General features: G+C 38.5%; 24 protein-coding genes. 6 read left to right on the forward strand and 18 right to left on the reverse strand.

Annotated features, from left to right (window positions below; genetic code table 11):
* Positions 1–240: 240 nt before the first annotated feature.
* The 14 genes from CWB62_RS07650 to CWB62_RS07715 all read right to left on the reverse strand — a co-directional run bounded on the left by CWB62_RS07650 (position 241) and on the right by CWB62_RS07715 (position 14,758).
* Positions 241–1,569, reverse strand: a complete 1,329-nt coding sequence (locus CWB62_RS07650) for a CDC27 family protein (protein ID WP_138528201.1) — start codon at positions 1,567–1,569, stop codon at positions 241–243.
* A 30-nt stretch (positions 1,570–1,599) separates the two neighbouring features.
* Entirely contained in the window at positions 1,600–2,205 is a 606-nt protein-coding gene (locus tag CWB62_RS07655; protein WP_138528199.1) for an energy transducer TonB, read from the reverse strand.
* A gap of 9 nt (positions 2,206–2,214) precedes the next feature.
* Complete coding sequence (locus CWB62_RS07660; RefSeq protein ID WP_006793481.1) at positions 2,215–2,625, reverse strand: ExbD/TolR family protein; 411 nt, start codon at positions 2,623–2,625, stop codon at positions 2,215–2,217.
* Positions 2,626–2,677: 52 nt separating this feature from the next.
* Positions 2,678–3,205 (reverse strand): MotA/TolQ/ExbB proton channel family protein, encoded by a 528-nt coding sequence (locus tag CWB62_RS07665; protein WP_138528197.1) that lies wholly within the window; start codon positions 3,203–3,205, stop codon positions 2,678–2,680.
* Positions 3,206–3,208: 3 nt separating this feature from the next.
* Positions 3,209–4,576: a MotA/TolQ/ExbB proton channel family protein gene (locus CWB62_RS07670; protein ID WP_058405316.1), complete on the reverse strand. Its 1,368-nt coding sequence runs from the start codon at positions 4,574–4,576 to the stop codon at positions 3,209–3,211.
* Between the two features lie 10 nt (positions 4,577–4,586).
* Positions 4,587–5,339 carry a DUF3450 domain-containing protein gene (locus CWB62_RS07675; RefSeq protein WP_138528195.1) on the reverse strand — a complete coding sequence of 251 codons (753 nt, stop codon included), beginning with the start codon at positions 5,337–5,339 and terminating at the stop codon, positions 4,587–4,589.
* A gap of 222 nt (positions 5,340–5,561) precedes the next feature.
* Positions 5,562–6,176: a DsbA family protein gene (locus CWB62_RS07680; protein ID WP_138528193.1), complete on the reverse strand. Its 615-nt coding sequence runs from the start codon at positions 6,174–6,176 to the stop codon at positions 5,562–5,564.
* A gap of 8 nt (positions 6,177–6,184) precedes the next feature.
* Positions 6,185–7,273: a GGDEF domain-containing protein gene (locus tag CWB62_RS07685; RefSeq protein WP_138528191.1), complete on the reverse strand. Its 1,089-nt coding sequence runs from the start codon at positions 7,271–7,273 to the stop codon at positions 6,185–6,187.
* A 2-nt stretch (positions 7,274–7,275) separates the two neighbouring features.
* Positions 7,276–9,165, reverse strand: a complete 1,890-nt coding sequence (locus CWB62_RS07690) for a methyl-accepting chemotaxis protein (RefSeq protein WP_138528189.1) — start codon at positions 9,163–9,165, stop codon at positions 7,276–7,278.
* 241 nt (positions 9,166–9,406) lie between these two features.
* Entirely contained in the window at positions 9,407–10,657 is a 1,251-nt protein-coding gene (gene fucP / locus CWB62_RS07695; protein WP_138528915.1) for an L-fucose:H+ symporter permease, read from the reverse strand.
* 85 nt (positions 10,658–10,742) lie between these two features.
* The gene (locus CWB62_RS07700) at positions 10,743–11,648 is read right to left on the reverse strand and encodes a substrate-binding periplasmic protein (RefSeq protein ID WP_138528917.1); all 906 of its coding nucleotides are present in this window, start codon (positions 11,646–11,648) and stop codon (positions 10,743–10,745) included.
* Positions 11,649–11,804: 156 nt separating this feature from the next.
* Entirely contained in the window at positions 11,805–12,320 is a 516-nt protein-coding gene (locus CWB62_RS07705) for an RNA methyltransferase (RefSeq protein WP_058405309.1), read from the reverse strand.
* Positions 12,320–12,832, reverse strand: coding sequence for a YcgN family cysteine cluster protein (locus CWB62_RS07710; RefSeq protein WP_058552291.1), 513 nt, complete (start codon positions 12,830–12,832; stop codon positions 12,320–12,322). The genes CWB62_RS07705 and CWB62_RS07710 overlap by 1 nt, the downstream gene beginning before the upstream one ends.
* Positions 12,833–12,928: 96 nt before the next feature.
* Positions 12,929–14,758, reverse strand: a complete 1,830-nt coding sequence (locus CWB62_RS07715; protein ID WP_138528919.1) for a DUF885 domain-containing protein — start codon at positions 14,756–14,758, stop codon at positions 12,929–12,931.
* A 143-nt stretch (positions 14,759–14,901) separates the two neighbouring features.
* On the opposite strand from CWB62_RS07715, the gene CWB62_RS07720 reads away from it, so the two are divergent.
* From CWB62_RS07720 to CWB62_RS07730, 3 genes are all read left to right on the forward strand, one after another.
* Positions 14,902–16,179 (forward strand): Xaa-Pro dipeptidase, encoded by a 1,278-nt coding sequence (locus tag CWB62_RS07720; RefSeq protein ID WP_138528921.1) that lies wholly within the window; start codon positions 14,902–14,904, stop codon positions 16,177–16,179.
* 382 nt (positions 16,180–16,561) lie between these two features.
* Positions 16,562–18,979, forward strand: a complete 2,418-nt coding sequence (locus CWB62_RS07725; RefSeq protein WP_138528923.1) for a TonB-dependent receptor — start codon at positions 16,562–16,564, stop codon at positions 18,977–18,979.
* 187 nt (positions 18,980–19,166) lie between these two features.
* Complete coding sequence (locus CWB62_RS07730) at positions 19,167–19,712, forward strand: GbsR/MarR family transcriptional regulator (RefSeq protein WP_058405304.1); 546 nt, start codon at positions 19,167–19,169, stop codon at positions 19,710–19,712.
* Between the two features lie 34 nt (positions 19,713–19,746).
* Here the strand turns inward: CWB62_RS07730 and CWB62_RS07735 are convergent, their stop codons facing one another.
* Together CWB62_RS07735 and CWB62_RS07740 are read right to left on the reverse strand one after the other, a co-directional pair.
* A complete protein-coding gene (locus CWB62_RS07735; RefSeq protein ID WP_138528925.1) occupies positions 19,747–20,763 on the reverse strand; it encodes a lytic murein transglycosylase in 1,017 nt (338 codons plus the stop codon).
* Positions 20,756–21,037, reverse strand: a complete 282-nt coding sequence (locus CWB62_RS07740) for a YcgL domain-containing protein (RefSeq protein ID WP_058405302.1) — start codon at positions 21,035–21,037, stop codon at positions 20,756–20,758. The genes CWB62_RS07735 and CWB62_RS07740 overlap by 8 nt, the downstream gene beginning before the upstream one ends.
* A 155-nt stretch (positions 21,038–21,192) precedes the next feature.
* Between CWB62_RS07740 and minC the strand changes: the two genes are divergently transcribed.
* Genes minC through minE form a run of 3 tightly spaced genes read left to right on the forward strand, consistent with a single transcriptional unit; the run spans position 21,193 to position 22,977 of the window.
* A complete protein-coding gene (gene minC / locus CWB62_RS07745; protein WP_058552296.1) occupies positions 21,193–21,897 on the forward strand; it encodes a septum site-determining protein MinC in 705 nt (234 codons plus the stop codon).
* Between the two features lie 5 nt (positions 21,898–21,902).
* Positions 21,903–22,712, forward strand: coding sequence for a septum site-determining protein MinD (minD, locus tag CWB62_RS07750; protein WP_006793462.1), 810 nt, complete (start codon positions 21,903–21,905; stop codon positions 22,710–22,712).
* Between the two features lies 1 nt (position 22,713).
* On the forward strand, positions 22,714–22,977 hold the full coding sequence (gene minE / locus CWB62_RS07755; RefSeq protein ID WP_006793461.1) for a cell division topological specificity factor MinE: 264 nt from the start codon (positions 22,714–22,716) through the stop codon (positions 22,975–22,977).
* 61 nt (positions 22,978–23,038) lie between these two features.
* On the opposite strand, the gene rnd is transcribed toward minE, so the two are convergent.
* The gene (gene rnd / locus CWB62_RS07760) at positions 23,039–24,169 is read right to left on the reverse strand and encodes a ribonuclease D (RefSeq protein ID WP_138528927.1); all 1,131 of its coding nucleotides are present in this window, start codon (positions 24,167–24,169) and stop codon (positions 23,039–23,041) included.
* A 51-nt stretch (positions 24,170–24,220) separates the two neighbouring features.
* Positions 24,221–25,873 (reverse strand): long-chain-fatty-acid--CoA ligase FadD, encoded by a 1,653-nt coding sequence (fadD, locus tag CWB62_RS07765; RefSeq protein WP_058405299.1) that lies wholly within the window; start codon positions 25,871–25,873, stop codon positions 24,221–24,223.
* Positions 25,874–25,897: the final 24 nt, after the last annotated feature.

A 25,897-nucleotide genomic window follows, 5' to 3' on the forward strand; every position in this document is an offset into this window, starting at 1 on the left:
GCACTGAGTAATGCGCTAAGGTCACTTGAGTTATCAGCAGGGCTTACCTTACGGGAGCTATATGACACTGGAGTTACACTTTAATAAACATAACATGACAAAACTATATTATTAAAATTCAACAACTTAATTTTAGAAACAATAAAAAAGCCGACTCAATTATTATTGAGTCTGCTTGCGTAGTGCGATTATGAAATAGGTATTACACACCAAAAATTTTGGCGTTTGGTTGTTTTAAATTTAAAGCAGCGCAGTTTTTAGGGTTTCTGCATGCACTTTTTCACGCTTTACATACTTGATCCACTGTTGTGCTAAACGTTGAGATTTTTTGTGTTTTTCAGCTTGTTCAAACGCTAATATAGACGCATCAAAATTTTGTAGGTTGTACTGCGCCATCCCTAAAGCAACAAATGCATTTGATTCAAAATCAAGGCCGCCTTTATCAAGGGCTTTACGAGCTGAATCAGCAGCATCGTCGTATTGCTCTATGTTTACGTAAACTTCAGCTAAACGTTGGTCATATTTACCATGCTCTGATAAATCAGCCGCCTTTACAAAATAAGTAATCGACTTTTCATCTTCTTTTGCTTGGATCATTGCTTCAGCGACAAACGCATAGTTTTTAGCTGATTGTTCGGCAATGCCTTTATCAATTGCTTTACTCATTACTTGTGCCGCTTTATATGCAAGCCCATTGTATAAATAAACTTGTGCAAGTTGGCGTAAATCAGCTCTAGAAGTTAAAAAACCTTGTTGGTATGCTGCCTCGATGATGGCTAATTGTTTTTTCTCTTGCCCGGTTTCACCATACATACCTGAAAGTTGTACCCAATACTCTGGTTTGTCGTAAAGTTTAACCATACGTTCAAGTACTTCAACAACCTTATTGGTTTGATTTAATGAGTAAAACATTGCGCGTTGCAGCACAAGCCAGTTTTCTTTTGGCGTTTTGCCTTCGTCATCACTTAATGAGATAACTTTCGTTATATAGTTAAGCCCTTGCTTATAGTCTTTTAATTGATAATACGTTTGGGCGCGAAGTAAGTAATACCCTTCAGGGATTGGCTGAGTGTTAATTTCATCCCAACTATCTAAAAACGCAATAACCTTGTCGTAATCACTGTTTGCCATAGCCAATTGCGCCAAGCTAAAAGTGGTACTTAAACGTAATGTTTCAGGGATACCCTCTTCTGCTACTACTTTTTCGAAAGAAGCAATCGCTTTTGGTAAGTCGTTCTGATTGTAGTAAATAAACCCATAAAAATTATGCATCATGGCTATTTCGTATGAGTTCATACTTGAAGAACGTTCATTAATGCTATCTAGCGCTTCAAGTCCCGCTTTAACATCACCGTCGTCTGCCAGTTTTTGTGCACGCGCTAATTGGCTGTACACTTTTTCACGTAGTGCAGGTACGCGTTTAGTTTTTTGCTGCTGCGCCGCTTGCGCACTTGTAATAGATACGCCAGGTAACAACGTTAGTGCACTCGGTGTAACAATACTCATGCCTATCGCAGTGGTACAAAGTAGTGTTACTTTTAAAAATTGAGCTGTAGTTAGTAATTTCATAATCGCCTCACAGACTTTAAAAATTGGCTGTTATCCGCCAATTTGAAAAGATATTTTGTTCTGAACACCCGCCACTTCAACAGCTTCACCATTGACAACACGAGGTTTGTATTTAAATTTAAGGGCTGCATCCATTGCAGCTCGGTCAAATAACGACTCAGGCTCAGCTTTTAATACTTGAGGGTCGCGAACTGTGCCTTGCTTTGTAACAGTAAATTCAACAATTACATACCCTTCAATGCCACGTGATAAAGCACGACGCGGATAAACCGGAGCAACTTTTACAATAGGTAAGTATTCGCCATCACTGGTTTCCAGTGCTAAGCCACCCGCCAAATTAACATCGGCATCAACATTTGCGCCAAAATCAAAATTATTGGCGTTGGCATTGGCATCACTACTTTGCATTTGTGGCGACTCCATGGGTGGTGGTGGCTCTTTTGGCGTAGGTGGCTTTTGTGGTTTACGCTCTTTCTTTTGAACACTTTCTTCTTTTTTCAAACGAACAAAATCAAGTACATTACCTTTTGCAGGCTCACTCATAGCCCCTTCGCCGCCGGTTATAAGCGCTTGCATGCCCAAAAACAGCATAAACGTGACTACACCGGCTACTATTAATGCTACTAAATAACGCATTACTTACCCTTACGCTTCTTGAGCCGCAATTGAAACATCAAACACACCTGCAGCGCGTGCGGCATCCATTACTTTAATTAACGTATCGGTAGTCGCTTTTTTATCAGCTTGAATTACAACACTACCTTGTGGGTTTTCAGCTTTTAAGCGTTCAATATTCGCTTGCACAGCGCGAACATCTATTTGGCGTTTGTTAATCCAAATTTCACCTTTGTCTGAAATAGCAACTAAAATGTTGGCTCTTTCTTTTTTAACCGCAGTTGCAGCTTCTGGGCGGTTAACGTCAATGCCTGCTTCTTTTACAAACGATGCCGTTACAATAAAGAAAATAAGCATAATAAATACAACATCTAACATAGGCGTCATGTTTATTTCTTCTGCTTCGTCTTCTTGCATTAAGTTACCTAAAGGGGCTCTCATTTTTTATTCTCCTAATATGAGCGGGATTTATTTTGCCGCCCATAAAATTTATCTAGTGATCTAGCAACATGCTGTCTTCAAGTAGTTCTACTTCGCGTTTGGCTTTACGTTGTAAGTAGGTTGAGGCAAATACCCCAGATAACGCCCCGACCATGCCCGCCATTGTCGGAATTGTCGCTTTAGATACGCCTGACGCCATTGAACGTGCACTCCCTGTACCTGTAATAGCCATTACATCAAACACTTCTATCATGCCCGTTACTGTGCCAAGTAAGCCCAGCAGCGGACATAAAGCCACCATTACATTTATAAGCGCAAGGTTTGCATTCAAGCGCATACTTGCTCGCGAAATCATAGCCTGTCGTATTTGTTCCGCGTTCCAGCTATTGCGTTCGGTACGCGTTGACCATGTGCCTTTAACGCTGCTTTTATATCCACGAAAACCATTAAAAAAATATATAAATCGCTCGAGTATCAATAACCACATCGCGAAGATTAACACTCCAATGACCAAGAGGACTTGGCCACCGGTGTCGAGAAAATCACGGATAGCATTGATTGAGTCAATCAATAGCACCATGGTTTATTCTCCCTTCTCGCTTCGCTCTGCAATAATACCTGCGCTTTGCTCTTGTAAAATAAGCAATAAGCCTTTTGAACGTGTATTTAGTAATGTATAAATAAACACAGTTGGGATTGCGACAACTAAGCCAAGTACGGTCGTAACTAGTGCCTGAGAAATACCACCAGCCATTAGTTTAGGGTCGCCCGTACCAAATAATGTAATAGCTTGGAATGTGTTGATCATGCCCGTGACGGTACCTAGTAAGCCAAGCAGGGGGGCTACCACTGAGATGATTTTAATCAGCGTTAAGTTACGGGTAATTTTTGGCATTTCACGTAAAATTGCTTCACTTAATTTAAGCTCAAGCGTGTCGTACGCTACATTTGGGTAGTCGTCTTTTACTTTCATTACACGACCTAATGGGTTGTCGTCGCGAGCAACCGAATCCTTTAGCTGACGACGAATTTTTCCGCCAACAAGCAACAATGAAATAAAACGCTCAATAGCAATTAATAAAGCCAATAAGCCAACACCTAAAATAACATAACCAACTGCACCACCTTGGTGTACTTGTTCTGATGTATCAGGTGCTTGAACAAGTAAGCCTAAAATAGAACCGCCAGTTGGGTCTAATGCAAACGGTACAACACCGCTTTTGGCATTTTGTAAATCAGCAGCCGTAGAGGTATAACGAGATACTGGCTGACGAGTAAGCGCACTCAGTGTATTTGTCCCAGGGCTGTACTCTAAATATTGCCCCTCAGAAATTAAGTTAAACGCACCAACGCGTACAACTTCTTGCTCTGCTTTATTACCACCCTCTATAATAACGGTTGTATTAAAGCGACTTACTTTTCCTTGTTCAGTCATTTCACGTTGTAGCTCAAACCAAACTTTTTCAATATCTTCAATTGACGCTAGTTTAGACGTTGAACCCATTTTTTGAGCTAACTCATCCATAAAGTCACTACGACCCGGTAATTGAGCGGATACAACCGACGTTGCAAATTTATTGCTAGAGTCTCCAGCTACCTGCTGTAGAACACCAAATAATTCTTTAAGTGACCCCATACGTTTTGACAAGGTATCGGTTAAGTTAGCAAGTTTAACTTCATTTTCTTCAAATTGTGTTTCAAGTCGCTCTGATTCAACAAGCATTTGATTACGTTTAGCTTGTGTGTTTTTAAGCATTTGCACTTGTTCACTTTGACGAGACGCGAACTCTTGTTCACGTTGTTTGTTTTGCTCGCTTTGTGCAGACTTACCGCTCTCTAATGCTTTTAATAATGAATCTAGATCCATTGTTTCTGCCGCAGTGCTAACACCTGCAAAGCTAATGCTTGTTGCAAACAGCGCCACTTTTGTTATTTGAGTAAACAATTTCATTTTTAACCTCTTATTCTGCTGCATGTACTGGCAGAGTTAGCATGTCTGGGGCAAGTTGTTTACGCGCTATGCGTAAACCTTTATTTATTTGACTTATTGTTGAATCAGGTAAAGCTTCAAACGATTTGGTCTCTGTGTTGTAGCTACCAGCGTGTTTACCATCACGCGTTAGGTAAATCAGCTCTAATCGGCCAATGCGTAAAAAATCAACTTCACGATCTTTACCGTTTACATCTAGCAATGCAGTGTAAGCTTCAATAGTGCGCCCGTAATCGACCTCTACTTGGTAAGCTTCAAGTACACGACGAAATTTTTCACTAGACGTAATGTCGGCACGGTCCATCATGGCTTTAAGTGATGCTAAACGCTTTGCGCGTTCGTCTTGTAAAAAAGGAATGTCTAACGATACAAATTGCTCAAGACCGGTGATCATTCGCATCATAAGCGGGGTAATTTGGCGCTCAATAATAGAAACCTGATCCATTGATAGGTTAAGCGATTCCATTTCTTCAATCTGATTATTAAGTTGTTTAGTTAACTGCGCGTTGTATACAGCTAAACCATCAATTTCTTTATTGAGTGTTTTAAACTGCTGTAAACGACCTTGCATTGAATCTGCAATCTTGTCTATTTTTGTTTGTGATTGCGCAGCTGATATATTTATTTCACTGCTTTTATCAATAACCTTGTCTAAATCGTTAGCGTGTACTGCTGCACTTGCGGCCACAATACCAGCTAAGATTAATGGTTTAACGCCTTTCATCGCATACACCTTTACTCGTTAATTAGCGGATTTGCTAGGTTGTATTTCAAACCAATAAACAGAGATTTATTGGTTTGAATAATTCAATGAAAGGAAGTTTATAGATAAAAGATGACAAGGATGTTGCGCAAAAAAGTCGCTTTTATGACAGCTGTCATAATTTGGTATTAAAGAGGTTTTGTAAATTAAAAATAAATAAACTAGCAGGCTGTTGAAGAGCGATTAATCAATAATGCTACTAATTTTGTCATAGGTACTTTGCCAATCTGTGTAATCAACCGCAATGGGGTAGTAGCTGTTGTTATGAATTAACACTAAAGAAGGAAAACCGTTAATAGGCAACGTTTTTATAAAATTAAGCTCGTCACTTAATTCATTATTTAGTGATAATGACGCTAACTCTTCTGCAAACGCAGTCTTTTCAAAACCGATTCCTTCAGCTAGTTCTACTAGCGTGATTTCATCTGATGGATTTTGCGCATTTAAATAGTAAGCATGCTGGATTGCTTCTATCATTTGTGCTTCTTTATTGGTTTTACGCGCGATAAGAGCTGCTCTACAAGCCGGATAAGTAGAACGACGAGGCTCGCAATTACGCCAAAAGTCATAATTAAACTCTGTGCCTAACTGCTTTTGTATTTTATGCCACGTTTCTTCAAGCATTGCTTTCATTGCTTTTTCCATGGGTTGCTGGCTATCGGGTGCTAAACCACCCACTTTATATTCAACAATAATCTTGTGCTCAAGCTGTTCTTTTAATTTTAGCCACGTAGGCGCATAGCCCCAACACCAGCTACACATTGGATCGTGTATATAAATTAACTTACTTTGAAACATAACAACTCCTAAGTAAAAGCTGAGACAACTTTATTTCGACCCGTTTCCTTTGCTTTATAAAGGCATCGATCGGCTTGTTTTAGCGCATCATTGTAGTCTGTTAGCTTATTAACTTGTGCTACACCTATGCTGCAGGTAAGTGCTACGTTTTTGCTGTCAACATTCAAAAGCGTTGTATTGGCGACACTTTCTCTAAAACTATTAGCAACTTTTTCAGCGGTTTCGATTGTTTCTTTAGGTAATATCACCACAAACTCTTCCCCACCATAACGCGCTTTTATTGAATCACGGCTAAATTGTGACTCTAACATTTTAGTAAATTCAATTAATACCGTATCACCACTGTCATGGCCATAGTTATCATTAATAGATTTAAAATGGTCTAAGTCCAAAAGTAAAATTGAGAACGGTAAATAAATATCGGGATTATCGCTAACCAGTTTAAAAAAATGAGATGTAACAAAGCGTCTGTTAGCAGCTCCTGTTAACTGATCGGTATACGCATCCTTTTTTTGTGCCAATGTGATTTCAGCAATAGACGCGTGACTTTTTTGCCTAAAAAATTCACCAATAAACGAAAACGTAAATACCAAACTAAACGAAGCCATAAAGCGTGATTTTTCAACAATGCCGTAATCGACTTGTCCAAAATTAGGACCATATAAAAGCGCTATACAGCAAAGGATCAGACTAAAACTTAGCCAAAAGCCCAATCTTACTCCTAACGTTGCAAAAGTAACAACTGGGTAAAACATAAGCCAGTAAAGCGCCGTGTTTTCTTTCCCCCCCGTATATATCAGCGCAATACACATAATAAATATGATCGACATGGTCGTTATAGATACAACCTCTAGTTTACCTGTTTTAAAAAAGTAAACGGTACAGGCAATAATCGTCATATTAGCAACGAGCAAAGCGACACTGAGAATAGGTGAATACACATCATAATTAGCTAAAAGTAAAAAACCTAACACAACAATTGCGAAGGCTATCATTGCAAATAACGAAAATGCTTGACGCTGTCTGTCAGAATTGTAAACGCTATCTATGTTAATTAAATTGCGCCAGCTCGACTTGCTCAAGGTTTCCTTTTCCATATTTATACTTTGAACTTTTTAACCATTTGTTCTAAATCACCGAATTGTTGCCTCAGTTTTGTGCATTCGTTTAGCGTATTATTTAGGTTGGTTTTACTTTGAATCGACAACTCGCTGATGGTTTGTATATCCGCATCAAGTGATTTAACAACTTGATTTTGCTCTTCTGTAGCGCCAGCAACAACATGATTGGCAGCGCTTATTTGTTTTATATCTTCTATTACTTGCTGCATTAATTCACCAACAGCATCCGCTTCTGACACGCTTTTTTCGCTGCCTTGCAAGCTTGTTTTCATTAACTCAACCGCCAAAGTTGACCCTTTTTGCAATTCTATAACTGTTTCTTCTATCTCTTGTGTTGATTCTTTGGTGCGATGAGCTAATTGTCGAACTTCATCTGCCACTACTGCAAAACCTCGACCTGCTTCACCTGCGCGAGCTGCTTCAATAGCCGCATTCAATGCAAGTAAGTTGGTTTGTTCACTCACGCCTTTAATCACTTCTAAAACATTACCAATGCTTTCTGTATGTGCATTTAAGCTATTAATAGTTTGTTGAGCTTGCTCTATATTGGCAGACAGTTCGTGAATCCCAGCAACGTTGTTACTTAATATTTCTTGATTTTTTGTCGAGTGTTGATTTGCATCTTTTGCAAGTGTTGATGCGTCAGACGCACTATTGAATATATCTGATGTCATCCCTGTAAATTGATTAATTGCAGCTGCAACGCTATCAGTACGCATACTTTGATCGTCATACATAGCAAGTGATGAATGCGTTTGCGTTAGAAGGCTTGCTATAACACCATCAAGAAGGACAGTTGTATCTTTAACTTGCCCTATTGAAGATTGAATTTTTTCGATAAACACATTAAATGAATGACTTAACTCACCAAACTCATCGTCATTTTCTATTTCTAAACGACGTGTTAAATCGCCCTCTCCTTGAGAAATATCTTTAATAGCATCATTTAACCGATTCATTGGGCGCATTAAGTAACGAAGCAAAAATTGCATTAAAATTACAATGACTATCGTACCTACAATTAAATATATAAATGCTGTTTTACCAAAACTGGATACACTCTCAAATGCTTTGTGTTGATCTATAACAACCCCTAAATACCAATTTACATTTTCGATTCCACGGATTTTATTAAACGAAACCAATTTAGTTTCGCCTGCAATTTTATATTCAACAAACTCGCTACTCAGAGGTGGCTTAGTGCCAAAAAGCGCTGAAATATTTTTTAAATTAAAGCTGCTTTGCTGGTGGCTTAATATTTGACCGTTGTCATCGAGCAAAAAGCCGTAGCCTAACCCTAAAAAGTCAATGTCGTTAATAATGTCTGTGACCGTTTGCATGTCTATATCAGCGCCTGCAACCCCAACAAAGCGATCATTGTGGTTTATAGGCACAACGGCAGATATAGTTAGCTCATTGGTTGTTACGTCTATATAAGGAGTTGTAAAAGCGGTGTTGGTTTTATTTTCAACCAATTTATACCAGGGGCGCGACGTCGCATCAAAATCAGGAGGTAAAACTACTGTTTGGTCGTTTAAAATAAAATTACCGTTTGATTGGCCTATATAAGTATTTTTAAAGTCACCTGCTAATTCAGCCGTATTTAATTGAGAAAGCGTCAATGTGTTTGAATCAGATGGTTTGTGCGTTTGGGCAAACGCATTGACGATTGATAGTTTGGCATTTAGCCAGCTTGCAATGTTTTGCGACACTGACTCTGAGTTTTGTTGAAGCACCAAAGCAAGTTGCGTTTGTGTTTGGTTTTTTAAAGTGGTGTAGTTATTTACGGTAAATAAGCCTAACACCAAAACAAGTACTACTGACGCTGCTATTGTAACTTTTGTTGTGAACTTAAGTGCCCCAAACATAAATGCCCTTTATTTTTTAATTTTTAGCAGTTTAGTTTTAGCAAATATTGGGAGGATTGTCTTAGCAATTTTCGCTTTTTACGAAAATACCACTTAAAAACAATAAAAAAGGATTAGGTAAACTTGATTGTAAATTTTAAGTAATTAATTTTAGATAAGAACTCATTTTGGAATGTTCCAGTTAAAAGGAGGATTAATAATGACTGAATACGTATTCAGTCATTATTATACAGCCTGCTCTTTACCACTTTTTAGCTAAACGAACCACATTTAAACCATACCAAGCGATGAATACATAACATAGCATAGGAACAAAAAAGCTATCTTGAATGTTTACAGTATCAGCAATATATCCTTGTAATAATGGAACCAAAGCTCCACCTACGATAGCCAAACATAACCAACCAGAGCCTTTACTTGTTAGCGCGCCTAATTTTTCAATTGCGACAGAAAAAATAGTCGGAAACATAATTGAATTAAATAGACCAATTGCCAGTACTGAATATAAAGCCACGTCACCTTGTGTAAAGATAGTGATTAATAACAAAGCAATAACACTTATCGCATTAAAAGCAATAGCCTTAGAGGGCGCAATTTTCTGTAATAAAGCAGAGCCAATAAAACGCCCTACCATAGCGCCACCCCAGTAATAACTAATTAGTGCAGCGGCTGCATGCTCTTCAAGCCCGGCGATGTGTGCTTCACCAAAATAGTTAACTAAAAAACTACCAATGGCCACTTCGCCACCTACATAACAAAAAATAGCAATAACCCCCATAGTTAAATGCGGTGCTTGCATTAATGAGCGCGTTTCGGTATCAGTGCTGTCATCTTTGTGGGCTTCTATTTCTGGTAACTTAATAAATGCAAACACAATAGCAATGAGTAAAAGTGCCGCTGCTAGCATTAAGTAAGGTACTTTTACTGATTCTGCAGATGCAGCAGATGCTGCTAATGTGCCTGCCGTTCCGAAAAATAGAATCCCTCCTACATAAGGCCCTACAGTAGTGCCCAGTGCATTAAGTGCTTGTGCTAAATTTAATCGTGAAGAGGCTGTTTTGTCAGGACCAAGAGCCGCAACGTATGGGTTAGCAGACACCTGTAACACCGTTATACCTGCAGCAAGTACAAACAATGCACCTAAAAACAACCAATATTCATGAACCACTACGGCAGGGTAAAAAAGCATACAACCAATAGAGGCAACAATGAGCCCCGTTAATATTCCTTTTTTATAGCCTAGTTGTTTAACTAAAATACCTGCAGGGATAGATACAATGAAATAGGCACCAAAAAAGCAAAACTGCACCAACATTGCTTCAAAATATGTGAGATCAAATACACCTTTTAATCTAGGAATAAGCACGTCGTTTAAAACGGTTATGAATCCCCATAAAAAGAATAAGGTAGTCATGGCAGTCAAAGGAAACAGATAATTATTTTTTTGCTGTTCATTCACGCCATAGGGTTGATTAGTGTTCAGTGTGCTCATTTTTATTTTCACTCCATTAACAAGTTAAACTGATTCTACATTGTTAATAAGTTTTTTTATCACACCAAAATAAGAACGTTCCAATTCAATTCAAACTTGTGCTCGGACACTCAGCTGAAATTACATCAATTAATCGCTTAGTTTCGCCGCTATTGTTAAAGTGATATAAAGCCTGGTTAATGTCTTCAAGTACTTCAAGCCAGTTGGGTGTTTGCTTACTAATTGCAAAATACAATGGGTTATAACGAAGTGGCTTGCCATCTTGCTCTATAAAATTGAGCAACTTTGATTTAGCATTGTCATTCAATGTTGAGTATTTAACTGAATACGCCAATACAACTGGATCGCCAATAATAAGATCCACACGTTCTGCAACGAGTAGCTGCACTAGTTGTAGGTCATCTACAGCACTTATAATACTAAATTCATTGTTATCCATCATTGCATCAAACTCAGGGGTATTTTGATACCCTCTAACAACGCCTATTTTTGCACTTTTTAACGAATTTAAGTTACCTGTAAAAATACCCGGTGAGTTTTTACGCTTTAAAAAAGCAATATTCCCACCTTTAAATGTATTTGAAATACCTAATAACTCTCGTCTGGTTCTATTTTCAACAAAGTCAGAGGGGGCTGTGTCTTCTATAAAATATTCAGGCATTAAAATATCGGCTTTCCCTATTTCAACATTTCGTACAGCTCTCGCCCAAGGTAAAAACTCGATATAAACGTCATAACCTCGGCTATTTAGTAAAGCAACAGCAAAATGATAAACCCAACCTTTATTGCAAAGGCTATCGCTTATGTAAGGCGGCCAGTTCAAAGTAGCAATATGCAAAGTACGCTTATTGTTAGGTGATTTATATAATACTCCTGACTTATAACGCTGACCCTCAACAGTGGTAAGTGTGCTTTTGTTAAGATAACTCACTGATGTACTTGCAGTACTAAAACAACTAACTAACGCTAATAAAATAATAACAATATGCATATTAAAATTATCATAAATTTATTTAGTTAAGTGTAGTTCACATACGAGCAGTGAAATAAAATTTAATTAAAAGGACTCTAAGTAAGCGTTAAAAGGGGAATGTATACAAAGTTTAAACGCCAATTAATAAGGTTTATTGGCGTTTAAAGGAAGATATTAAGCTGGTTTTACCCATTTCATTTTGTTGTTAGTATCGCGCGAGCTTATTATGGTGTCATCGCTACTTTTAACGCCACCTAATTTAGCAAGCCTATCATAAAGCACGACATTACAGGTTGCTGCAAGGTTCATACAGCCAATGGTCGGTATATACACGACTTCGTCGCACCACTTTAGTACGTCTTTTGAAACTGAGCCATCTTCAGGGCCAAATACATAAAATGCATTTTCTGGGTGCTCAAACTCGGGTAAAGGAGTCGCCCCCTCAATGAGCTCAATAACAACGACAGTAGCTCCTTGCGGTTTACATTGTTCCAAACAATCCGTAGGTGTTAAGGGAATACGCTCAACCACATTTTTAGTGTCGGTATGAAACTTTTTTGCGTTAAGATAACGATTACCCGTAAAGTAAACCTGATTTGCATCGTAACACCCTGCAGCTCGCAAAACGCCGCCAACGTTGGTGGGGCTTTTTGGGTTTATTAAGCCAATACTTGCTTGTAACTTACTCATTAATCGCAATCCTTTGTTGGCCATTCTGCAATATATAAATCAAAGTCATCTAATTTTACATCACAGTCTTTCACTGTTTTGTCTTTCACTGAAATACCGAGTTCGTGCATGTGACTTTTATCGCCGTTATTCACTAGCGGATGCCACGATGCAAGACCTCGTCCTTCGTGTAAACGTCGGTAACTGCAGCTTTGCGGCATAAAAAATATATCTTTAAGGTTTTCTTTAGTAAGTTTTACACAAGAGGGTACCAAAGTTTGTCGGTTTTCGTATTCACTACACCCACAGGTATTGTTATCAAGATACTGGCACACAATATTAGTGAAAATAAGCTGCTCACCTTCACGTAGCTGATCGGTTGGGGCAAAATCATCTTCGTCTTCACTATCTATAAATGTATTTAAACAACACTTACCACAGCCATCACAAATAGCTTCCCATTCACTTTGGCTCATTTCGCTCAGGCTTTTTTTAAGCCAAAATTGTGTATTTGCTAACTGTTGATCAAACATAGTGTACTCACGCCCCTTTTAGAGCGCGCATTCTACCGTAATGCATTAAATGGCGCAAAGCCAATACCTTGAAACGATACTCGCTTTGCGTGTAGTTTATTGCTGCGACTGCACCCAACGTTTAATTTTCTTCTCTAAAATAGGCATGGGTAATGCACCATCTATTAATATTTGCGTATGGAACGCCTTAATGTCAAACCGGTTTCCTAACTCTTTTTTACAATAATCGCGAAGTTCTTTAATTTTAAACTCTCCTAATTTGTATGAGAGAGCTTGCCCGGGCCACGCAATATAACGCTCCACCTCTGCAACGACATCACTTTTAGCCATTGAAGAGTTGGCAAGCATATATTGTATACCTTGCTCGCGTGTCCATCCTTTTGCATGAAAACCGGTGTCGAGTACTAAGCGCATGGCTCGTAATTGCTCGTCGGCTAAACGCCCGTACCACATATACGGGTCGGTAAATAAACCAAGCTCCTTTCCTAAGCTTTCAGCATAAAGCGCCCACCCTTCTGCAAAAACAGTATACCCTCCAAATTTACGAAAATCAGGTAAGCCGTCAATTTCTTGTTGAAGAGCAATTTGAAAGTGATGACCCGGCGCCGCTTCATGAATCGAGAGTGTTTCCAGCAAAAACTTAGGCTGTGCTTTTAAATTAAATGTATTAATATAAAAAATACCTGGGCGAGAACCGTCTGGGGCTGGAGCAGCATAAGAAGCACCTGCCGCAGATTGCGCACGGTACGCTTCAACTGGTTTAACAACGTAAGGGGCTTTAGGCGCAACATCAAATAACAGCGGTACTTTAGCATCTATTTTCTTCTTAACGTTTTCGTACGCTTCAACAAGCTCTTCAGCGGTATTAAAGTAAAACTCATCAGAATCACGTAGATGAGTAAAAAATGCAGGTAAATCGCCATCAAAGCCGACTGTTTGTTTGACCTGTTTCATTTCACTTAAAATACGAGATACTTCACTTAAACCTATATCATGAATTTCATCGGCAGACAGGCTAAGTGTTGTGTTTTTCTTTATTTGATATTCGTACCAAGCTTTACCATTGGTAAAATCGCTGTAGCCTACTGAAGCACGACTATTAGGAATATAGTCATTAATTAAAAATGTGTGCATGCTTTGATAAGCGGGGACTAATTGCGTCATGATCAAATCACGGTATTGGGCTGTTATTTCTTGTTTTTGCTCTGCTGTAAACGAGTCTGGTAAATTATTGATAGGCCCCCAAAACAGTGAGTCTTCAGCCTTATTGACAACATGCGCACTAAATTGTGGCGCTAATTTTTTTGCAAGTGGAGAAGGTAAAACAATATTTTGTTTTATACCTTCAGCCATAGAAAGCTCAACACTTTTAAGCCACTTAACAAACCCATCACTGCGTTTTATGAAATTAGCGTAATCGTTCATAGTTTTGAAAGGTTGTGCACTTTGACCAGAGCCAAAGCCCGCAAAAATATTATGCGCACCCGACATTTGATTTATTGGCAAAAGATAACTAGGAAACTGCATTCCTTCTAAATTAAGTGCTAAGTCGCGCTTTAAAATTTCATAACTTAATAGCGCTTGCCCTGTTAACTGCTCGGAATCAATGTAGCCAAGGCGTTGTTGATACTTTTTATAAAAAGCCGCTTTTTTATCACGATTTAAAACTGAGATCTCAGGTGTGAATACATCATTAAATTCATTTTTTCCGCTGTATGTAGCACGAATTGGTGCAAACGTGAGTGACTCTTCATAATATTGGTTAACTAGCACATCAAGTTGTTGCTCAGCAGATAGCTCTGACACCACAGCATTTATAAATGAAGAAACCGGTTTACTATTACTTTGTTGAGGCGCAGTATTGCTACACCCCGTTAAAGCACCCATCACTGATGTAGCCACAAGTGCTAATTTTAATAATTTCATGTTAATCCTTTTAAAAAATACAAACCGATTATGAGCTTTAAATTAAGCTAAATAAAGTAGTTACTTAGTCGTTATTTTATTGCACTTTTACTTAAGCTTGGTAAAGTCAAAATAACTTTAATGTCATATAAAAGAATTAAAAAATGAAAAAGCACCTGTTATCAGCCTCAGTCGCCATGTTATGTTTGAGTAGTCTACCCACTCAAGCAGTTACCTACATTTCTGCAAAGGCCATGTTAGATGTAGAAAATGGCACACTTATTCAATCCCCTCTTATTACTGTTGATAACGGCGTGATCACCTCGATAGAACGCAACAAAAAGCCGCTAGTTGGCAAAAGTGATGAACATATAAATCTACCGCAGTTAACATTAGTGCCAGGCTTAATGGATATGCATGTGCATTTAACAAGTGATCCTACTGTTTCACGTAGTGAGCGGTTAGGTCAGTCAATCCCACGCATGGCCGTTAAATCGGCCTATTTTGCTAAAAAAACACTCGAAGCCGGTTTTACCACTGTGAGAAATGTAGGCGCAGATGGTTATAGTGTTATTGCGGTGCGTGACGGTATTAATGCAGGTGATATTATAGGCCCAAGAATTTGGGCTGCAGGTCCATCTCTTGGTATAACAGGCGGGCATTGTGACAATAACCGCTTACCGCCTGAGTTAAAATATACCTCAACAGGCGTAGCCGATGGGCCATGGGCCGTAAGGACAAAAGTGCGTGAAAATATAAAGTATGGAGCTAATGCTATAAAGTTTTGCGCAACAGGCGGTGTATTTTCAAAGGGCACAAAAGTAGGAGTACAACAATACTCACTAGAAGAAATGAAGGCCATTGTTGAAGAAGCACACATGCGCGACCTTCCTGTTGCTGCTCATGCACATGGTACAAGTGGGATTAAAACAGCCATTATTGCAGGCGTTGACAGCGTAGAACACGCAAGCTTTTTAGACGATGAAGCCATTGCCTTGGCTAAAAAGCATGGGACTTGGCTTTCAATGGACATATACAACACAGAATATACATTAAGCTTTGGCGAACAAAATGGTGTAGACGAAGAAAACTTAAATAAAGAACGTCAAGTTTCAAAAAAACAAAGAGATAGCTTTAGCAGAGCAGTTAAAGCCGGTGTAAATATGGTCTTTGGAACCGATGCGGCCATCTACCCACATGGTGATAATGCAAAGCAATTTTCACGCATGGTTGAATTTGGCATGACTGAACTGCAAGCCATTCAATCAGCAACTATAAACAGTGCCAAGCTTTTAAAAATGCAAAATACGCTCGGGCAAATAAAAACCGGATTTGCTGCAGATATTATTGCAGTAGAGGGAAACCCATTAAAAAACATTTCTACATTAGAGCAAATTCCTTTCGTTATGAAAGCGGGTATTGTTTATAAAGCTGAAAAATAAAAATTTCATTCTAAATAAGGGCTGACTTTATAGTGTTAGCCTTTACATTTAACGTTAAAAAATTAAAGGCCTTAGCTAAACAATATGTTAAAAGTTACACTTTAATAGCATTACTTTAGCTTAGCTCTATTATCATTTTGATCTGATTACCCTTCATTGAGAGGTTGTTTTAGCCAAGGCATGTTGCAATCTATTTATTATGGTCGCCACGTAACTCCCACCTCTTTTATATTTGGTTGATTTACATCCTCTAAATCCACTCGGTTGTTTAAAAAACATGCAAGCAGTTGTTTAAATCTAATATTAATTGAACTTTTAGTTTATTTTGCAAATAATAATCATTACTATTGCCGCACTTTATTAAATGCGAATGATTATCATAATGAAAAGTTTCAATTACTCATTACTCACCCTCGCTTGTTTAAATGCGCAAGCCGTTTTAGCACAAGCCACTGCAAATCAAGATATCGAACATATAAGTGTTTATCAGAAACAAAACCAAGTTGTTATGAGCTCAGGGCTTGCAACTAAGTCAGATATGTCGTTAATGGAAACCCCAGCACCTGTCGTTATTATTGACCGTGAACTGATTGAATCCCAAGGTGTAGATAGCCTGCAAGAGCTTGTACGTAATGTAAGTGGATTAACCCAAGCAGGTAATAACTACGGGATTGGCGATAACTTAGTTATTCGAGGTCTAGATGCTAATTATACTTACGATGGGATGTATGGCGGTGCAGGATTAGGTAATACATTTAACCCTACCCGTTCACTTACTAATGTTGAATCAGTTGAAGTACTCAAGGGCCCTGCTACAGGTTTATACGGCATTGGTAGTGCAGGTGGTGTAATTAACCTGATTGAAAAAAAGCCAGAGTTTGAAGAAAAACATAAAGTATCAGCTGAGCTTGGTCAGTGGGATAGCTATTCACTTGCCTTTGATAGCACCAATGCAATTACAAATGACTTAGCATACCGCGTGATGGCTAAAACAGCATCAAGTGATGGTTTTCGTGATTTAAAAGAAGACCGAGACGAAATATATACATCACTTAAATACATTTTGAGTGATCAACAAGACGTTATGGTTTCTGCTGCATACATTAAAGACTCAATAGCGGTGGACTCTATTGGTCACCCTATTCGAATTTATAATGCAGACTCTGCTAATGGTTTAACAGCCTCACAAGTAACAGGATCTGATTTAGTTAACGATCCTACGGGTAGTGGTTTACAGCTTAGTGAATCTCAGCGCAATGAACTGGCAAACTCATTGTCAGATAACGACGGATTAACACCTTATCAATTTGGAACTAACGGAATTATTTCGCCAATGGCTGATGATAACGAAGGTGAAGAGTTGCGCTTTAAGCTTACTCATAATTACTTTATTACTGACGACTTATTTTTAAATCAACAGTTACAATACCGTAATTACACATCAAGTTTCGCACGTCAAACGGGGGCTTATAACTATGTTTATTGGGATCGTCGTGGTGTTATTAATCAAGATCCACGTTCACCGTTAGTCGTTGACGATGTGCTTTACCCTTTTGCTGCTCGTCGCCAAGAATACCGCCAAGTTGAGGCTGATGAAAAGTCATGGCAGTACTTTTTAGATTTGCGCTACGACTTTATGTTGGGTGATATTGATAACGAACTTTTGGTTAATGCTAATTATGAAGATCGCGATATTCGTTTTAAACAATATTCTATATGGGATAAAGATTACGTTATTACAGATACAAACAACGAAGTAACATATCAAGGTTCCCTACCCTATATATTTGATATACGAGATCCCAATTGGCCAACAGGTAATTTTTACGATTACGATCCTCTTAAAACCAGTGACTACAATAAAAAAGTAAAGGCCTGGGGTTTGGGCCTCCAACATGTTGCCTATATTAATGAGCATTTAACAACACGCGTAGGTGTTGCTTATAACCGCATTAAACAAAGTTATGAACATTTTGGTGTAGATGAGCGTTATAGCGCAAGTCGAGCAGAACCAACACCAGAGGCTGACACCTCAGACAGTGGTTTAACGTATAATTTAGGCGCAACATATCAACCCACTGAAGACTTTTCTATATTTGTTAATCACGCTAAAGGCCGCACTGCATATAGTGTATTAGGGTCCATTGCTGGTAACGAAGCGGATAGAGAAGACTCAGAATCAATGAGCAATGACTTAGGATTTAGATATAAAGCGTTTGACGACCAACTACTTGCCTCTTTCGTTGTTTTTGAAAGTGCGCGAACCAACCTAGAATACAGCAATCCACTTTATGAAGCGGGCGTTTCGGCACCAGATGTAGTTAAAAGCTTTTATGATGGGGAAGAAAAAACAAAAGGGGTTGAGCTTGATTTAAATGCGCATTTAAATGAGCAATGGAAAGTAAATATAAATGGTGTTTATCAAGATGCAAGAAACCAACTAAACCCTAATATAAACAATCACGCCACACGTAAAAAAGGGGTTCCTTATGTAACTGCCAGTACGTGGGTAACTTATTACGCAACTGTTTTTAGTTTGCCTGAAACGCTAAATATAAGTGCAGGTGTAACTTATGTTGATGATAGGAGTACCAACTCATCAAGTTTTGGTATTCCTGATGGCTATGTACCAAGTTACACGGTTCATGATGCGGCTGTTTCATACACAACAAACAAATGGCATATGCAACTTAACTTAAACAATATATTCAATAAGCAATATTATTCTAAAGCGATGTTTTTAGGTGGTATGCCGGGTGAAGAACGTAACGCTAAGCTAAGCTTTAGCTATACACTGTAGTTTGCTCATGTATAAGCGCTTGCATTTCTGAGCGCTTTTTAATCATAACGGATAGATTAGCCAAGGGCATTGGACATTGGTTAAGTTTAAGGTTTTACCTTAAGCTGTATTTTAATGAGTCTAATTCCTTGCTATCACTAACCAACATGCTAGCATTTAGTTTCTGAAATTACTGAAAGTTAATGATATGACTTTATCTGAGAAAAACTTTACCTTTGTAATGCATTGCGGCGAAATGGGAAGCCGCTGGGGTTTTAACCGTACTATTGGTCAAATGTGTGGATTACTTATTATCACTAAAAACCCAATGACCGCGAATGAAATTGCCGATTCACTGAGTATTTCACGAGGCAATGTGAGTATGGGCATTAAAGAGCTTCAGTCTTGGCAATTAATTAAAGTTCAGCACATTCCTGGTGACCGTAAAGAGTATTATGCACCCGCAGGCGATATTTGGGATATGGCAAATCGTGTATTTGAAGAGCGTAAAAAACGTGAAATCGATCCAACACTTAGCCTATTACGCGACAACTTATTAGACGAAGCAAGTAATGAAGAAGAAATCTATGCACAAAAACAAATGGGGGAAATTCACAACTTACTTGAAACAGTGACTAAATGGTCTTCTGAATTACAACGTTTAACTCCTGAGCAACTTAATAAACTAATGAAACTCGGTTCTGGCATTGGCAAGGTAATAGACCTAAAAGATAAGATTTTTAAAAAAGAATAAAGCCGCACTGTGCGGCTTTATGATTAATTAAATATTATATTTTTGGATAGCCAATTCGATCAGATAAATAACCGACACTCGTTGCAAAATAATACGAGCGGTTCCAATGCATCAACACTTTATAGTTATCGTAGGCTAAAAACATACGGCCGTTAATATCATCAGGCATCACCAACGCAGCACGCACGTTTACATTAGGTAAAGCACTGCCGTCGACTTTTCTCAACCCTAGTGCCTGCCAATCAGCAAGTGAACGTTCTGAATCATTCCAATATTCAAGCCACTGCTTGCGCGTATTCGTACCACGTACTAAGATATATTTGTTATCGAATCCATCTGGAAGTTTGACTTGACGGCCCCAAGTTAATGAATCGTTCCAGCCCTCTTGCTTTAAGTAATTAGCAATAGAAGCAAACGCATCTTCTTTAGTCGTCCAAATATCTTTACGACCATCGTTGTTATAGTCAACGGCGTAAGCATTAAAAGACGTAGGCATAAATTGAGTTTGTCCCATAGCGCCAGCCCAAGAGCCTTTAAATTTATCTAAGGTAATATGGCCCGATTTTAAAATGTCTAAAGCTGCCCATAATTGGCGTTTATAAAGAGCTTCACGGCGGCCATCAAAAGCAAGCGTCACTAATGATGAAATAACATTGTGCCCCCCTTGAATAGTTCCAAAGTTGCTTTCAAGGCCCCACAAAGCCACTATAAAACGCGCTTGTACGCCGAATTCTTTAGCTACTTGCTCAAGAATGTCTTTATTTTCCGCATACAGTTTACGAGCACGGTCAATTTTCCATTGCGGAACACGTTTTGGTAAATAGGTTTCAAGTGTTTCTTTAACTTCAGGCTGATTTTTGTCAGCCGATACTACTTTTTCTTTGTAGGTTGCGGTTGCAAGCGCACTATCAATTAACGATGTTTCGTAGCCTTTTGCGATTGCTTCTTTTTTTAAGTTTGTTAAGTAATCTTTAAATTCGGCTTGTGTTTTTGCAACCACTGACGAACTTAAACATAAACCACATAATACAACTGCCAGTTTTTTAATCACGATCGGCTCCATTTTGTTTTCTTAATTCAGTAAGCAAATTATCTTCCGGTGGTGGAAGCTGTAAATAGTAACCTTGATCGGTTAATGCACCCTTAACAGTCTCTAAATCAGCACCACCTAGGTGTTCACGTTTAGCCAAATTAATAATCATCACATAGTGGGGTTTGCCAAACATAGCCATTAAAGGTTCTGGAACTTTGCTAAAATCATCTCTTTTTTCAACAAATAAGAAGGTATCCGCTTTTTTCTTACTTTTATACACCGCAGTTAACATTATGACCCTATAAATTCTTGCACAACAATGCCGCACACTATACCATGAGAGTAATAATAAGTTAGAAAATTTAGATTAGAAATTTCGATAAACGCCTTATTCAGCCTGTGTTTATCTAATTACAATTTCTTATCATACAATTCAATTGAGCGTGTATGTCGGACCAAATTTTTGAGTTAAAAGGGAATCTTTTTACGTTATCAGTTTTACATCTTTATAGTGCTGATATTAACCTTTTAGCAGAGCAACTCTACGTAAAAATAGCCCAAGCTCCCCGTTTTTTTGAGGGAGCGCCTATTGTTGTTAATTTAGAAGAAGTAAAAAGCAGTTCTTTGGACTTTGTTCATTTAAAGTCACTTATAGAGCGAATGAGCTTTAACGCAGTGGGTGTATGTAATGGCTCTGAAGAGCAACATACAAGCGCAAAAAAAGCTGGCTTCTCAGTTTTAAATTACTCGCAAGACGTAAAAGCAGAGCCCGTTGAAAAACAACCAAACACATCAATTGTTGAAAAAAACATTATACTTCCTGCACAAATAATTAACGGCACGGTGCGCTCAGGTCAACAGGTTTATGCAAAAGACCGCGATCTTATTGTACTAGGCGCTGTTAGTCATGGTGCAGAAGTAATAGCAGATGGCAACGTACATATTTACGGAACCCTTCGCGGTCGCGCTATAGCGGGCGCAAAAGGATTAGAAAACGCACATATATTTTGCCAAAAGCTAGAAGCGGAACTTGTTTCCATAAATGGCAACTACTGGATCAGTGACTCTCTACAAGGTGAGTTTTGGGGCAGTGCTGTGCAAATACAACAAAAAAATGAATCATTAGAAATTTCAGCTTTGGTTAAAGGATAAATCTCATGGCAAAAGTAATTGTCGTTACCTCGGGTAAAGGTGGTGTTGGTAAAACAACATCAAGCGCCGCAATAGGCACAGGCTTAGCATTAAAAGGCTACAAAACGGTTATTATCGATTTTGACATCGGTTTACGTAACCTTGATTTAATTATGGGGTGTGAGCGCCGTGTTGTTTATGACTTTGTTAACGTTATAAATGGTGAAGCAAACTTAAACCAAGCACTTATTAAAGATAAGCGTGTAGAAAAGTTATTTTTGCTTCCAGCATCGCAAACTCGTGATAAAGACGCACTAACTCGCGATGGTGTAGAACGCGTTTTAAACGAGCTTAAAGAAGATTTTGATTATATTGTATGTGACTCGCCAGCAGGTATTGAAGCAGGTGCGATGATGGCAATGTACTTTGCTGATGAAGCGATTGTAACCACCAATCCAGAAGTCTCATCTGTACGAGATTCTGACCGTATATTAGGTATTTTGCATAGCAAATCTAAACGCGCTGAAGAAGGCCTAGAAAACATCAAAGAGCACCTGCTATTAACACGCTACAACCCTGAGCGTGTAGCTAAAGGTGAAATGCTTTCTGTAGAAGACGTACAAGATATATTAGCAATCGATTTGCTCGGTGTTATTCCTGAGTCACAAGCAGTATTAAGTGCATCAAATTCAGGCCAACCGGTCATATTAGATGGTGAATCAGATGCTGGCCAAGCATATGCTGATGCCATAAACCGCTTACTTGGTGAAACCGTCGATTTTCGCTTCTTAGATGTAGAGAAGAAAGGCATTTTTAAACGGATTTTTGGAGGCTAATGTGTCGTTACTTGACTATTTCCGCTCAGAAAAGAAAAACAGTGCGTCTCTTGCAAAAGAGCGATTGCAAATAATTGTCGCACACGAACGTTCGCAGCGTGGAACACCTGAATACCTACCACAATTAAAACAAGATATTTTGGATGTAATTCGAAAATATGTGAACGTTAATAGTGATGCAGTTCAGGTACAATTTGATCAAAATGAAGACGATTTAGCTGTATTAGAGCTAAACGTTACTTTACCTGACGAAGAGAAAAAATAAATGAAGAATGGGCGCACTAAGCGCCCTCTTTATAAATAATAACAACTGAGAGGTTAACCCTTTAGGTATCCCACTCTTTTAGCGCGTCTTTAATAAAGTTATAACGCCAAGAACTCATTAAGTCTGGCTTTATATGCGCCTTTTTTTGCTCTTCTGTTAGCTTCCAGTTCCAGCTAATTAGCTGATTTACTTGCTTTTTAGATGCCATAACATCTTCAGGAATAGCGTTAGCTTTAGCAACTTTGGTTATTTTTTGCTTAATATCTTTTGCTGTTTGTTTGTAATTAGTAAAATCAATTAACCGTTTTAATGCTTGCGGGTGCTCGTCAACAGCAATTGCCTTCGCTTTTTCTATACACTTTAAAATCTCAACGCCTGAGCGATTAACTTCAATCGACTCCACGCCCGGTATTTGACGTAATGCATTTAAACTAGAAGGCCCACGCTTAGCAATTTCAGTCATGTTATGTTCTTTCAACACAAAGTTAAGAGCTAAATTTTTGCGAATTGCTTTATTACGGCGCCAAACGGCTAACTCTTTTAACACTGCTAGTTCGTGTGGCTTTAATTGCCACGCATTTTTTATATCTTTATAGAGCAATTCATCTGGTGTTTGAAACGCGCGTTTATTAGCAATTAATTCGCTCTCATCCAAAACAATTTCAAAAAAGCCGGCTTTTTTAATACGCTCTATGATCAATTCAAAACACGGTAATAAATGAAATGTATCAGCGGCGGCGTAATCTAGCTGCTTAGTGGTTAACGGGCGCTGTAGCCAATTAGTACGTGATTCGCTTTTATCTATTTCAATACCAAGTAATGTTTTAACCATAAGGGCAAAGCCCATACAATTACCTTCACCCAATAATTGCAAAGCAAATTGAGTATCAAATAAAGGAGCAGGAACAAACCCAGCATATTTTTGAAATACTTCAATATCTTCAGAAGGTGAATGCAATACTTTTAAAACTGCTGGATCTTTTAATACCTGCCAAAAATCAAATAACGATAATTCAGCTAAGGGATCAATAAGTGCTAGGTGCTCACCGTCAAAAACCTGAATGAGTGCAACTTCTGGATACAAAGTACGACGACGCATAAACTCAGTATCAATAGCTAAAATAGGCTTACTTTGGATCTGCTCAACAAAAGTATTGAGCTGAACTTGTGTTTGAATTAATTGGTATTGCACTTAGTCTCCTACAATAAAAAAGCCGGCTAATGCCGGCTTTTTTATAGTTTTCTAATCTTTCAAGGCTCGTCTGAGTATTTTACCTACGTTAGTTTTAGGTAACTCATCCCTAAACTCAACGAGTTTTGGAACCTTGTAATTAGTTAAATTATCACGACAATGGTTTATTATATCTTTTTCAGTTAAAGAAGGGTCTTTTTTAACAACAAAAACTTTAACTTGTTCACCACTTACATCGTGAGGAATGCCAACCGCTGCTACTTCAAGCACTCCGTCGTGCATTGCAACAACTTCTTCGATCTCATTTGGGAAAACATTAAAGCCAGATACTATAATCATGTCTTTTTTTCGGTCTACAATGTAAAAGAAACCTTCATCATCATATGTTGCAATATCGCCTGTAGCAAACCAACCGTCTTTTAAACATTCAGCAGTTGCATCTGGGCGCTTGTAGTAACCAAGCATAACCTGGGGACCTTTAACACATAACTCACCAGGCTCACCTTTAGCTGCCTCTTCTCCATTTTCAAGAATTAGCTTAATATCAGTATTGGGTGCAGGTAAACCAATTGAGCCATTGTAAGACTGTAAGTCGTACGGACTAATTGTTACAAGCGGTGCACACTCAGTAAGGCCGTAGCCTTCCATTAGTTTTGAACCCGTCACTTTTTGCCACTTTTCGGCAACAGGACGTTGTACTGCCATACCACCGCCAAGTGACATTTTGAGGTGACTAAAGTCAAGCTCATCAAAACCTGGGGTATTTAATAAACCATTAAATAATGTGTTTACACCAGTGATTGCTGTAAATTTAGTTTGGCTTAACTCTTTAACGAAACCCGGCATGTCACGCGGGTTAGTGATCAATAAGTTCAAACCACCATATTTCATAAACGTTAAGCAGTTAGCTGTAAGTGCAAAAATATGGTAAAGCGGCAGTGCCGTAACAACAACTTCAGTACCACGGTCTAACACTTTATCTAAACAGCCAGAAACCTGCTCAAGGTTGCCAACCATATTACCATGGCTCAGCATAGCGCCTTTAGATACACCGGTAGTACCGCCTGTGTATTGTAAAAAAGCTAAGTCAGATAAATTCAATTCAGGGCGTGTGTACGCATTTTCGTCAGCATTCAATAAATCTGAAAATTTAATGGTGTTCGGTAAGTTGTATTTAGGCACCATTTTCTTAACGTGCTTAACAACAAAGTTAACAATGTGCTTTTTAAGACCACCCACCATGTCACCAACTTGAGTAACAACGATGTGTTTTACGTCTGTTTTAGCAAGTGACTTTTCAAGCGTATCTGCAAAATTTGCAAGGATAAATATGGCGCTTGTATCTGAGTCTTTTAATTGATGTTCTAATTCGCGAACAGTGTAAAGAGGATTAACATTAACAACCACACAACCGGCGCGTAAAATACCTAAAATAGAAATAGGTGTTTGTAACAAGTTAGGCATCATTACGGCAACTTTTTCGCCCTTTTTGAGACCCAAATCATTTTGGATATACGAGGCGACTTTTTTAGTTGCTGTATCAATTTCGTCATATGACAAAGTTTTACCCATGTTTGTAAATGCAGGTAAATCTTTGTAATCAGAAAAACTTTTTTCGAACACTTCGAGTAACGAGTTGTAATGCTCAGGATCGATTGTTTCAGGCATACCCTCTGGGTAGCGCTTAAGCCAGATTTTTTCCACTCTTAGCCCCTGTTTATAATTATA

It is taken from the genome of Pseudoalteromonas sp. S408 (assembly GCF_005886645.1).
Classification (GTDB): domain Bacteria; phylum Pseudomonadota; class Gammaproteobacteria; order Enterobacterales; family Alteromonadaceae; genus Pseudoalteromonas.